Source organism: Syntrophorhabdaceae bacterium, assembly GCA_036504895.1.
Classification (GTDB): Bacteria; Desulfobacterota; Syntrophorhabdia; order Syntrophorhabdales; family Syntrophorhabdaceae; genus PNOM01.
On sequence record DASXUJ010000027.1, the window covers coordinates 1 to 11,089 of the forward strand.

The following is an 11,089-nucleotide window of genomic DNA, read 5'->3' on the forward strand; positions in this document are numbered from 1 at the left end:
TGGCAAAACTCCTCATTCTCAGTTGCCCAGGCGACTGCCGAAGCTGCTGATTATATAGCACCCGAAATAGATCGGCAACTAAAATTCCTTCCACTTGAAGTTCTTTTCCTGCGTGGCATGGCGGCGCGGGCCAGAAAGGATACGGAAGGCCAATTAAAGTATTTTCGAATAGTTTGGGAAAAGGGTCGACCAGGCAAGATATTTGGAATCGCAGCACATTTCTTCGGATTATTAGTTAAAGACAAGGGCATTGCTGAGCGTGCACTGCGTGACAGCATAAAATTTACAGGGCCGGAGCATCAGGCTCAAGTCTACCATTCGCTGGGCAATCTTTTGTCGAAAGATAGGAAGCGCTGGGAAGAGGCAGAGTTGGCGTATGGTACGAGCATAGAATTGGATAGGTTTCCTGAGAGTCAAGCGGAGACTTATCATTCGCTGGGCAATCTGTTGTCGAAAAATAGGAAGCGCTGGGAAGAGGCAGAGAAGGCGTATGTTATGAGTTTAGAATTGTCTACACGACCGGAGGATCAGGCTCAAGTCTACCATTCGCTGGGCAATCTGTTATCCAAAGATAAGGAGCGCTGGGAAGAGGCAGAGTTGGCGTATGATACAAGTTTAGAATTGCGCACAGAAGGGAAATACAAAGGACAGGTCTTGGCGTCTTGGGCAAATCTTTTATCAAAGTTTAATGATTCCAAGGCAGAGGATTTGGCTGTAAAAAAGGCTTTGGATAGTCTTCGGCTTGATCCCGGCAATCCATGGACAAATGGGGTTTGCTATCGGATTTTGGCTGAGATTTATGAAAAAAGGCACGAGATAAATAATGCAATAGACTATTATGAATTGCTGTTGAAGACAGATATAAAGTTGCGGAAGTGGGCCTTCGTCGAGAGGATAGAATTTAAGATAGCTCAATTGCGAAAACTTCTGTAAATATCCGATTCTCCCGTGACGAATGCATGACTGCAATGTGGACGAACTTTTGGAATTTCTTTTCATTTCACTTTTGACGATCAGCATCACCCTTGACTTGGCTCCGCTCTCGCTTTCAAACCATAATTCTCCGCCAACTTCTTTAGCCCGGCTATTTAGCCGTAGGTGCAACAGCCTCAAATTCGTTTATTCCAGATAATTTTCTATTTTTAGCTTTTTGTTTTCGATATAAAAACAGGCACATCCGTCGTCGGGTCGTATTCTTTCTCAAATCGAGGCGACCAGGAGGAGCATAGTGAAGGCGTACTTCTAGTACGTCGAACTGTGTGACGACGCAGGCAACGAAGAGTTGGGGAAGAAGACGACTCGACCTATATATAGTTTTCGAGGAGGAGACTAAGAGTCTTTTCCACACTCCCCGGCTCCTTCTCCTCCATCTCCCTAATGGCTTTTTTAATGCGGTAATAAGAAAGCTCGTCCTTAAGATCGTCCAGGCTCCTATACATCCCGGCCCTTCTGCCGAAGCGGTAGACGAGTTTTTGCTCTGCCGGCATGGCGAGAAAGCGATCTATGACGGCGATCATGCGCTCCTTGTCTTCGGGGAGCTTTCCTTCCACGTCTTCCAGGAGATTGAGTATATGGTCGCTCTTGATTTCGCTCGTAATGCCTTCGAGGCTTTCGAGGAGGAATCTTTCCTCCAGGAGGATCTCTTCATCCTGGGGGATGTGAAACTCGCCCTTTGCGACTTTGTCGTAGAGGGGCATGTCTTTCAGGATCTTGAGGGTCCTGATCCTGATGAAATCGGGGTTGATTTTATTGAGGGCATCGGCGGTCTGACGCGCATGGTCCCGCCACATCATCCTTCCCCCCAGGCCCAGGATTATATACTCGGAGAGCTCGATGCCCGCTTCTTTCACCTTTTTCCCGCAGGTCACGTGCTCTTCCTTGGTCGCGCCCTTGTTCATCTGCTTGAGAAGGGCGTTGCTCCCTGTTTCGAGGCCGATGTGGAGTCTCGTGAGCCCTGCCGCCTTCATTGCCTTCAGGTCTTCCACGGTCAGTCTTTTGGCAATTGTCCTCGCCCGGGCATATGATGTCACGCGGTTAATGGAGGGGAAGTTCTCTTTCAGGTAGGCGAGGGCTTCGATGAATATTTCCGGCTTCATGGCAAGAGAGTTCGCGTCCTGGATAAAGACATTCTTGCCGCCGAAATAAAGCCAGGCTACGACGCTTTTATAGCAATCGTTCCGGCCGGGGTCGCCGAAGATGTGGTCCACCAGGTCTTCCGTGATCCTTCCCTCGAATCCCGAGCTCATGGAGAGGGCATGGACGTCGTCCTCGATGGCCTTTATGGTGTCGATGTCCCTTTTGATATCCGAGAGCTTCCGCTTTTCGAATTTCCTGCCTTTATAGGTGTGGCAGAAGTCGCACTGATTCCACGGGCAGTTCCGCGTAAACCTCACGAGCAGGCTGTAGGCTTCGTTGGGTGGCCTGATGGGGCCTATCTCGTATCTCAGGGTATCACCCATGGGTTTTCTGTTTATTCGCTTTTTTCTACCTGGATCGCGAATGCGGGAGTCGACATTTTGGACATGACGTTTTTCCGCTTCTTGCCCTGGGACGTCTTCTTTCTCTTTCTTCTCATGTCAGTCTTCTTTGTATTGGATGCCATTATGCTCGTCCTCCTTATTTGTCCGAGACATCAGTCTAGCATATAACCTCTTAATCTTCAATCAATATTCCGGTATTGCCGTGATGCGGCAGGCAGGCGCAAGCCACGGCAAACCTCGTAACCCCTCAATCTAGATCAAGGTCCTGTTCAGCCGCAGATAACTTCGGATAAAACCGGATGAAAACAGAATGACTGCGATTTGCCCGGCCGACCCTGGCCGGTCAATACTCCCTGCCCGCCGGGCTGGAGAGTGTCCAACCGGTAGCGTCACCAGTTGGACAAGGAGGCTTTTATCCGCCCTTATCCGGTTTTATCTGCGGCGGAAATGGGTTTCGAACTGAAACTGAGGACTTACGAAACCTCTCTATTTTATGTTGAAATATTTGATATCATATGGTATTTATACTTGGACTTAAATTTGCACGTCTTTCAATCGACACCAGGGTGCAGACGACTCTGTCTGGGGCCGAAGAGCGAAAGGCGGAAGAATAAACCAGGAGGTTTCATGTCTAATCTTACCATCAAACAACTTCTCGAGGCCGGTGTGCATTTCGGGCACCAGACAAAACGCTGGAATCCCAAGATGAAACCGTACATCTTCGGCGCCAGGAACGGCATCTACATCATCGATCTCCAGAAGACCCTGAAGATGTTCAAGGAAGCCTACAACTTCGTCAAAGAGGTCGCGGCGCGCAATGAGTACATCCTCTTCGTGGGAACCAAGAAACAGGCCCAGGAAGCCATAGCGGAAGAGGCAAAAAGGTGCGGGGCTTTCTATGTAAGGGTGAGATGGCTCGGGGGCACGCTCACCAATTTTCAGACCATCGAGAAGAGTCTCGACCGGTTGAGAAAATACGAAGAGCTGAAGGAAAGCGACATCTATAAGGTACTCCCGAAGAAAGAGGCCATCGGCATCGAGAAAGAGAGGCTCAAACTCGAGAAGAACATAGGCGGCATCAAGGGCATGGAGCGTCTTCCGGGTGCAATCTACATCGTCGACCCGAAGAAGGAGTATATCGCGGTAAACGAGGCGAAGAAACTGGGGATACCGACAGTCGGCATCGTCGATACGAACTGCGATCCCGATGATATCGACTATATCATTCCGGGAAATGACGACGCCATACGGGCAATAAAACTGATTACCTCGAAGATCGCCGACGCGTGCCTCGAGGGAAAAGCGCTCTACATAGAGGAATTTCAGGCCAAGGAGGAGGGAAACGAAGAGTTGAAGCCCTTCATAGATGAAAGCATCCTCGAGGAAAACAAAGAAGACCTCGAGAGCGGCAAATAGCAAGGAGGAAGCATGGAAATCACAGCAGAACTCGTTAAGAAACTGAGGGAGAAAACCGGCGTCGGCCTCATGGACTGCAAAGAGGCATTGAAGCATGCCGAAGGCGAAATGGAGAAGGCCATTGAGTTCCTGAGGGAAAAAGGGCTTGCGAAGCTCCAGAAAAGAATGGGCAGGGTCGCGTCCGAGGGCGTGATCTCATCTTATATTCATACGGGCGGCAAGATCGGAGTGATGGTCGAGGTAAATTGCGAAACCGATTTCGTGGCGAACACCACGCAATTTCAGGAATTTGCCAAGGACCTGGCCATGCAGGTGGCCGCGTCGAACCCCTCTTATGTAAGGAGGGAGGACGTTCCGGAAGAGGCGAAAGAGAAAGAGCGGCACATCTACAGGGTTCAGGCCCTTGAATCGGGAAAACCCGAGAAGATCGTGGATAAGATTGCCGAGGGGAAGATGGAGAAGTTCTTCCAGGAGTTCTGCCTCATGGAGCAGTCTTTCATCAAGAACCCGGACGTGACGATAAACGGCCTTCTGGAAGAGCTTATCGTGAAAATGGGCGAGAAGATAGTGGTAAACCGGTTCGTGCGGTTCCAGCTGGGCGAGACGGTAGCCGAATAATATATGGCGTACAAGAGAGTTCTTCTCAAGCTGAGCGGAGAAGCCCTCATGGGAGCACAGGGATACGGGCTTGACCCCGACACCCTTGCGGAAGTGGCGTCCCAGATCAAGGAGATCGCGGAAGCAGGAACCGAGATCGCGATTGTCGTGGGAGGCGGGAACATCATGAGGGGCGTGAAAGCGGAGAAGCAGGGTATCGACAGGGTGACAGGGGACCAGATGGGCATGATCGCCACGGTGATCAATGCCCTCGGTCTTCAGGCAAGCCTTGAAAATGCAGGTGTGCCGGCAAGGGTCTTAAGCGCCGTCAGAATGGACAGCGTAGCGGAGCCTTATGTGCGGCAGAGGGCCATGAAGCATCTTACCCTTGGACGGGTCGTGATTTTTGCCGGTGGAACGGGAAACCCCTATTTCACCACGGACACCGCGGCGGCGCTTAGGGCAGTCGAGATAAAAGCAGATGTAATGTGCAAGGCAACAAAGGTCGACGGTATTTACGACAAGGACCCTGTGGTCCACAAGGATGCCGTTTTCTTGCCGGAGGTCACCTACATGGATGCCCTCCACAAGAACCTGGGGGTAATGGATATGACGGCGATTACCCTCTGCAGGGATCAGATGCTGCCGATCATAGTATGCAACATCAAGGGAAACAACATGAAAAGGGCGGTATCGGGAGAGCCCGTGGGAACAATTGTCAGGAGGTAGTATGAAAAACGAGATAATCGAGGAACTGGAAGAGAAACTGAAAAAATCGCTCGCCACCCTTCAGAAGGATATGTCGAAACTGAGAACCGGTGTGGCGTCGGTGACCCTGCTCGATGATATCAAGGTCAATTACTACAATCAGCCCACACCCCTCAATCAGGTAGCGACCATCGGCGTCCAGGACAGCAGGACCATCACTATCCAGCCCTGGGATAATGCGGCGATCAATGAAATAGAAAAGGCCATTCAGAAGTCCGATATGGGGGTAACTCCCCAATCCGACGGCAAAACTATCAGGCTTTCCTTCCCGAAGCTCACGGAAGAACGAAGAAAAGAGGTTACCAAATCGGGCAGCAAGATGCTCGAAAACACAAGGGTAGCCATGAGAAACGTGAGGCGGGAGATAAACGAAAAGCTGAAAAAACAGGAAAAGGATAAACTCGTCTCCAAAGACGACCTCCATAAGAGCCAGGAGGATGTCCAGAAATTGACCGACAAGTATATCGAGATCGCCGAAAAGGCATATTCCGACAAAGAAAAAGAGATCCTGGAGATCTGACGCAGGATATGCACGACCTGAAAGTGGAGAGCGTCCCGGTCCACGTAGCGATCATCATGGATGGAAACGGGAGGTGGGCGAAGTCGCGCGGCCTTCCAAGGGCTGAGGGCCATGCAGTGGGCATCGACTCAGTCAGGGAGATCGTGACCGCGTCACGGGACTTCAATATACCTTATCTTACCCTTTATGCATTCTCCAAGGAAAACTGGACGAGACCCCGTGAGGAGATACGCACCCTTATGTACCTTCTCGGCTATTACCTTGAAAAAGAGCTCCCTCTCATGATGGAAAAAGGCATCCGCTTCAATGTTCTGGGCGAGATCAAGGATTTTCCCGCACGCCTCCAGGCCCAGTTGGGCCACGTGATGAAATCGACCTCCAAGAACAAGGACCTCCTTCTCAGCATCGCCTTGAGCTATAGCGGAAGGAAAGAGATCCTCCATGCCGTGGCTTCGATCGTAGACGATCTCAATGCCGGAAAAATAAAAAGGATCAATGAACGGGTTCTCGCGAAGCACCTCTACACGGGGCCCATGACCATACCCGATCCCGACCTTCTGATCAGAACGAGCGGAGAGATGAGGCTCAGCAATTTCCTCCTCTGGCAGATGGCCTATACGGAGATATATGTTACCGATACGCTCTGGCCCGACTTCCGGAGAGCGCAGTATATGACGGCCCTCGCCGAATATGCGCGACGGGACCGAAGATTCGGCAACGTAAAGGAAATCTGAGTGAGCGAACTATCCAAAAGGGTGCTGGCCGGAATATGTCTCGCTCCCCCCATTGTAGGCATCCTCTATTTCTTTCCCCCCAAGTGGTTCCTGCTCTTTATGGCAACGGTCTCGGCCTGTGCCCTCATCGAGCTGGTGCGCATGACGGGAGGGAAGGAGAAATATTTTCTCGCCCTCCTTGCCTTGGTCGCCTTTATCCCCCTCTACCGTCAATCTTACGTCGCCTATGGGCTCTGGCTCCTGTTTTCTCCCGCCCTCTACCTCTTCGCCGTCTCCCTCAGGCGACGGGGTGAAAAGGAAAAGATCAATGCCGAGATCATGACGGCCATAAACACCCTCATTATCGGCCAGCTTTTTATCGTCCTCCCCCTCTTCTATTTCGGCCTGCTCAAGGGCCTGAATACTTTCTTCCCCCTCATCCTCCTTCTCGCCATCTGGGCGAGCGATACGGGGGCATATGTGGCGGGAAAGAATTTCGGCAAGAGGCCTCTGGCGCCGCTCATCAGCCCCAAAAAGACCGTGGAAGGCCTTTTCGGCGCGATGGTGGGAAGCATGCTCATCCTGTCCCTTTCGAGCAGGCTCCTGGGGTTCGGTATTTTCGAGGCGATCGGAATGGGAGCGGTGATAGGCGTTCTCGGACAAACGGGCGACATCTTTGAATCCATCTGGAAAAGGGTAAGCAACGTGAAAGACTCCTCATCCCTCATTCCCGGTCATGGCGGCATTCTCGACCGTATCGACAGTTTTATCTTTACCGCGCCCCTGTTCTACCACTACCTTTCAGGTCTGAAAATATGAGAAAAAAGATCGTCGTACTCGGCTCCACAGGCTCAATTGGAAGAGCGACCCTCGACGTGATCGCCCAGCAGGAGGAAAAATTCGAAGTCTTGGGCCTCGCGTGCAGGGAAAACATCGCCCTCCTCAAAGAGCAGGTGGAAAGGTTCAAATCTCCCTTTGTCTCCACCTATGACGACGGCGCAGACCGCATCGGGCCCATAGGGGCTGCAACGGTGCTTCCCGGCATGGAGGGGATGAAGGAGATGATAGGCATGGACGCCCACATCGTGGTCAACGCCCTACCCGGAAGCATTGGGCTCGAGCCCACGATTGAAGCATTGAAACAGAACAAGGTCCTGGCCCTCGCGAACAAGGAAAGCCTTGTAATGGGGGGGCGAATGGTCGAGGCCCTGCTGAGGATTGGCACGGGAAAACTCATCCCCGTCGACAGCGAGCATTCCGCCATATACCAGCTTTTGAAGTCGGTTCCCGGAAAAGAGCTCAGCCATCTTACCATCACCGCTTCGGGCGGCCCCTTCAGGGGCCTGAGCATTGAGGACCTGGAGAGGGTAAGCCCGGCAGAGGCCCTCAACCATCCCACGTGGAAAATGGGCAACAAGATCACCCTCGACTCGGCGACCATGATGAATAAGGGACTTGAGGTAATAGAGGCACGCTGGCTTTTCGATATCAGCCCGGACCGCATAAAAGTCGTGGTCCATCCGGAGAGCATCATCCATGGCATCATAGAATTCGTGGACAACGGGATCATGGCGTACCTGTCATACCCGGACATGCGCATACCCATTGCCTATGCGCTCAATGAAGAGGAGAGGCATCCCCTTCCCTTCGGAAAACTCTCCATGGACGAGCCCTTCAATCTCACCTTCCATCCGCCGGACCTTGAAAGGTTTCCATGCCTGAGGCTTGCCTACGAGGCCCTCGAAATGGGCGACAGCGCGCTCATTGCCGTAAACAGCGCCAATGAAGTGGCGGCGGCGGCATTCGTGGAGGGAAAAATCAGTTTTACCCAGATACCAATACTTATCGAAGAGGCCCTCTCCCATCATCCTGCTGCCCGGGTCATTGACACGGTCGATTCGATATGGGAGATTCATAGACTGACAAAAGAGTTTACGGAAAGAAAACTAGGGGAGTTTTATGGTCATTAATATAATTTATGGTTTTATCGCGTTGAGTCTGCTTATACTGGTCCACGAGTTCGGCCACTTTATCGTGGCCCGTCTCGCAAACGTAAAGGTCCTCGCCTTCTCTCTCGGGTTCGGGAAGAAACTGTTTACCTTCAAGAAAGGTGAGACCGAATATGCTTTGTCCGCCGTTCCGCTGGGAGGTTATGTAAAACTCCTGGGGGAGTCCGTTGACGATGAGATCGCGGAGGAAGACATCCCCCGCTCTTATGTGCATAAGCCGCCGTGGGTAAAAATATTGATCGCCTTCACGGGTCCTGCCTTCAATATCATATTTGCGTTCCTGATCTTCTATTTCGTCTTCCTGAGCGGCTATTCCGTCCTCTCTTCGAAAGTGGGCGGCGTGGAGAAAGGCCTTCCCGCGTATGAGGCAGGCATCAGGGAAGGCGATGTGATCGTGAGCGCCGACGGGAAGCCTATCCATGAATTTTCCGACCTCCTCGACACCATGACGGCAGCGGGCGATGGTCCGATCAAATTCGTCGTCAAGAGGGACGACCGGACCATCGATTTCACTATCGTGCCCAAAGTCATGGAGACGAAAAACCTCTTCGGGGAGCCGATGAAGCGGAAGGTCATCGGCGTCAGCCCTTCAAGCGATCTCGTCACCAAGAAGGAGACCGTCACCGGCGCACTCGACAGGGCCGCGTATCAGACCTGGAACCTTTCCAAAATCACCGTCATGGGCATTGTGAAGCTGATACAGGGGTCTATTTCCCCCAAGAATATCGGCGGCCCCATACTAATCCTCCAGGCAGCGGGTAAACAGGCCAAGGAGGGGGCGAGCAGCCTCTTCTATTTCGTCGGACTCATAAGCATAAATCTCGGGGTAGTGAACCTTCTCCCCATTCCCGTCCTTGACGGCGGTCACATCCTGTTTCATCTGATCGAGCTTGTGACGCGCAGACGGCTCTCCACGAAGACGGTCGATTTTGCTCAGAAGGTGGGCCTCGCAATCCTGGTCCTCATCATGGCATTTGCGTTTTACAATGATTTCGACCGGATCTTCGATTTTTCGAGGTTCTTTGGTGGAAAGTAGGCTTTTCCTCGCGATCGATAACTCCATAGATTTCCTCAACCTCGTATTATCCATGGGCGTTACCCTGCTGGAGGAGAGGCGCGTAAAAAGCACCCTTCCCCCTTCCCAGGTGCTTCCCGGTCACGTGCAGCAGATGCTCGCCGGCCACGGCCGCCAGGTGAAAGACCTCTCTTTTGTGGCGGTAACCCTTGGACCGGGCTCTTTTACGGGCATGCGCGTCGCCCTCGCCTTTGCAAAAGGTCTCGCCGCCGGCATGGAAATCCCCCTCGTCGGCGTCCCGACTCTCGACGTACTTGCATCACCCTTCGATTTTATGGAAGGCCATTACATACTCCCCGTAATCGACGCGAAGAAAGGCGAGGTCTTTACCGCCCTCTACCGGGCCTCGGCGGGCAGGCTCGAAAACATTACCGGCTATAAGTCGATGAAGCCCGGCGATATAGGCACTATCCTGAAGACCCCCTGCATCTGCTTCGGCACGGGCGTTCTTCTCTGCGAAAAGGACCTATCGGAGGCCGGCGACGTAAAAATAATCAAAAACGGGTTCCGCGCCATTTCAGGTGAGCACTTCGCACGAGAGGCGCTCAGGCGTGTCGACGACGAGGCCTCCCTCGGGCCGGCCCTCATTTACGGCCGCAGGTCCGAGGCGGAGATCAAATTCAATGTCACCGTCACCTGAGTAATGCTTATACTGATATAGAAGAATGCAGAAATTCGGAAGGAGGCAGCACAATGCAGATTGCAATCTCTTTCATGGCTTTTATGGCCGTATTCACCGTCGTCGTCCTGGTCCACGAACTCGGCCATTTTATAGCCGCGAGGCGGTCAGGGATCAAGGTCTATGAATTCTCCATAGGCTTTCCCTTCAGTCCCCGCCTGTTCACCCTGTTCCGGCACCGCGAGACGGAGTTCACCCTGCGCCTTCTTCCCCTCGGAGGCTTTGTCTCCTTTTCCCGGGACGACGTAACGGACGACGCGAAAGCACTCCTTGAAACATCGCATGCAAAGAGGGTCCTCATCATGTCCGCGGGGTCGCTCTTCAATATCGCCTTCGCCCTCATTCTCTTCATTCCTCTTTTCATGGCAGGCAAACACCTTGGTTTCCTCGATGCCGTATCTTTAAGCTTCAGGACCTTCTGGGAGGCCCTGGCAGGGACGGTCATGTTCCTCGTCAATATGGTCTCCGGCCACGGGGCCTTGGGCGGTGTCTCCGGTCCCATCGGCATTGCCGCCATGGCAGGCAAGGCAGCGACCAGGGGAATGATCAACCTCCTTTATTTTACCGGTGTGTTGAGCCTGAGCCTTGGCATCATGAACCTTATCCCCTTTCCCGCCCTTGACGGCGGTCAGCTCGCAATGGTCTTCGGGGAATGGATACGGAAAAAACCCTTCAGCCCGAGAACCTACCAAGTCACCACTCTGGCGGGCCTGGCATTATTCGCCCTCCTCACGGCAATTATCTCGATCAAGGATATCATGAGGCTTGTGGCCTAGAATTCCGGAGCAGGCCGATGGTCCATGAATACCGCGTATCGGGACTCACGGTAAGA

13 protein-coding genes are annotated in these 11,089 nt (G+C 52.6%); 11 read left to right on the forward strand and 2 right to left on the reverse strand.

The features are described from left to right. Positions 1-933, forward strand: a 933-nt coding sequence (locus VGJ94_03560; protein HEY3275673.1) for a tetratricopeptide repeat protein, incomplete at its 5' end; no start/stop codon positions are given. A gap of 371 nt (positions 934-1,304) precedes the next feature. On the opposite strand, the gene VGJ94_03565 is transcribed toward VGJ94_03560, so the two are convergent. Beyond that, on the reverse strand, positions 1,305-2,459 hold the full coding sequence (locus VGJ94_03565; GenBank protein ID HEY3275674.1) for a radical SAM protein: 1,155 nt from the start codon (positions 2,457-2,459) through the stop codon (positions 1,305-1,307). Positions 2,460-2,470: 11 nt separating this feature from the next. Then, positions 2,471-2,602 carry a hypothetical protein gene (locus VGJ94_03570; GenBank protein HEY3275675.1) on the reverse strand — a complete coding sequence of 44 codons (132 nt, stop codon included), beginning with the start codon at positions 2,600-2,602 and terminating at the stop codon, positions 2,471-2,473. A gap of 505 nt (positions 2,603-3,107) precedes the next feature. Between VGJ94_03570 and rpsB the strand changes: the two genes are divergently transcribed. From rpsB to VGJ94_03620, 10 genes are read left to right on the forward strand one after another with little or no spacing between them, the layout of a single operon-like run. Further along, a complete protein-coding gene (gene rpsB, locus VGJ94_03575) occupies positions 3,108-3,896 on the forward strand; it encodes a 30S ribosomal protein S2 (GenBank protein HEY3275676.1) in 789 nt (262 codons plus the stop codon). Positions 3,897-3,908: 12 nt separating this feature from the next. Then, entirely contained in the window at positions 3,909-4,514 is a 606-nt protein-coding gene (gene tsf / locus VGJ94_03580; protein ID HEY3275677.1) for a translation elongation factor Ts, read from the forward strand. A gap of 3 nt (positions 4,515-4,517) precedes the next feature. Next, positions 4,518-5,222, forward strand: coding sequence for a UMP kinase (pyrH, locus tag VGJ94_03585; protein ID HEY3275678.1), 705 nt, complete (start codon positions 4,518-4,520; stop codon positions 5,220-5,222). A gap of 1 nt (position 5,223) precedes the next feature. Further along, complete coding sequence (gene frr, locus VGJ94_03590) at positions 5,224-5,781, forward strand: ribosome recycling factor (GenBank protein HEY3275679.1); 558 nt, start codon at positions 5,224-5,226, stop codon at positions 5,779-5,781. Positions 5,782-5,789: 8 nt separating this feature from the next. Beyond that, the gene (uppS, locus tag VGJ94_03595; protein ID HEY3275680.1) at positions 5,790-6,515 is read left to right on the forward strand and encodes a polyprenyl diphosphate synthase; all 726 of its coding nucleotides are present in this window, start codon (positions 5,790-5,792) and stop codon (positions 6,513-6,515) included. Further along, on the forward strand, positions 6,516-7,313 hold the full coding sequence (locus tag VGJ94_03600) for a phosphatidate cytidylyltransferase (GenBank protein ID HEY3275681.1): 798 nt from the start codon (positions 6,516-6,518) through the stop codon (positions 7,311-7,313). It begins immediately after the preceding gene. Next, a complete protein-coding gene (dxr, locus tag VGJ94_03605; GenBank protein HEY3275682.1) occupies positions 7,310-8,464 on the forward strand; it encodes a 1-deoxy-D-xylulose-5-phosphate reductoisomerase in 1,155 nt (384 codons plus the stop codon). Before VGJ94_03600 ends, dxr begins: the two co-directional genes overlap by 4 nt. Next, entirely contained in the window at positions 8,454-9,539 is a 1,086-nt protein-coding gene (gene rseP / locus VGJ94_03610; protein HEY3275683.1) for an RIP metalloprotease RseP, read from the forward strand. Before dxr ends, rseP begins: the two co-directional genes overlap by 11 nt. Beyond that, positions 9,529-10,218: a tRNA (adenosine(37)-N6)-threonylcarbamoyltransferase complex dimerization subunit type 1 TsaB gene (gene tsaB, locus VGJ94_03615; protein ID HEY3275684.1), complete on the forward strand. Its 690-nt coding sequence runs from the start codon at positions 9,529-9,531 to the stop codon at positions 10,216-10,218. The genes rseP and tsaB overlap by 11 nt, the downstream gene beginning before the upstream one ends. Before the next feature lie 53 nt (positions 10,219-10,271). Continuing rightward, positions 10,272-11,033, forward strand: a complete 762-nt coding sequence (locus tag VGJ94_03620; GenBank protein ID HEY3275685.1) for a site-2 protease family protein — start codon at positions 10,272-10,274, stop codon at positions 11,031-11,033. The last annotated feature ends 56 nt before the right edge of the window (positions 11,034-11,089 follow it).

Bases quoted from the DNA above. Each gene is read 5' to 3' on its own strand.
- VGJ94_03565 (HEY3275674.1), bottom strand. From the start codon at position 2,459: ATGGGTGATACCCTGAGATACGAGATAGGCCCCATCAGGCCACCCAAC.
- VGJ94_03570 (HEY3275675.1), bottom strand. From the start codon at position 2,602: ATGGCATCCAATACAAAGAAGACTGACATGAGAAGAAAGAGAAAGAAG.
- rpsB (HEY3275676.1), top strand. From the start codon at position 3,108: ATGTCTAATCTTACCATCAAACAACTTCTCGAGGCCGGTGTGCATTTC.
- tsf (HEY3275677.1), top strand. From the start codon at position 3,909: ATGGAAATCACAGCAGAACTCGTTAAGAAACTGAGGGAGAAAACCGGC.
- pyrH (HEY3275678.1), top strand. From the start codon at position 4,518: ATGGCGTACAAGAGAGTTCTTCTCAAGCTGAGCGGAGAAGCCCTCATG.
- frr (HEY3275679.1), top strand. From the start codon at position 5,224: ATGAAAAACGAGATAATCGAGGAACTGGAAGAGAAACTGAAAAAATCG.
- uppS (HEY3275680.1), top strand. From the start codon at position 5,790: ATGCACGACCTGAAAGTGGAGAGCGTCCCGGTCCACGTAGCGATCATC.
- dxr (HEY3275682.1), top strand. From the start codon at position 7,310: ATGAGAAAAAAGATCGTCGTACTCGGCTCCACAGGCTCAATTGGAAGA.
- rseP (HEY3275683.1), top strand. From the start codon at position 8,454: ATGGTCATTAATATAATTTATGGTTTTATCGCGTTGAGTCTGCTTATA.
- VGJ94_03620 (HEY3275685.1), top strand. From the start codon at position 10,272: ATGCAGATTGCAATCTCTTTCATGGCTTTTATGGCCGTATTCACCGTC.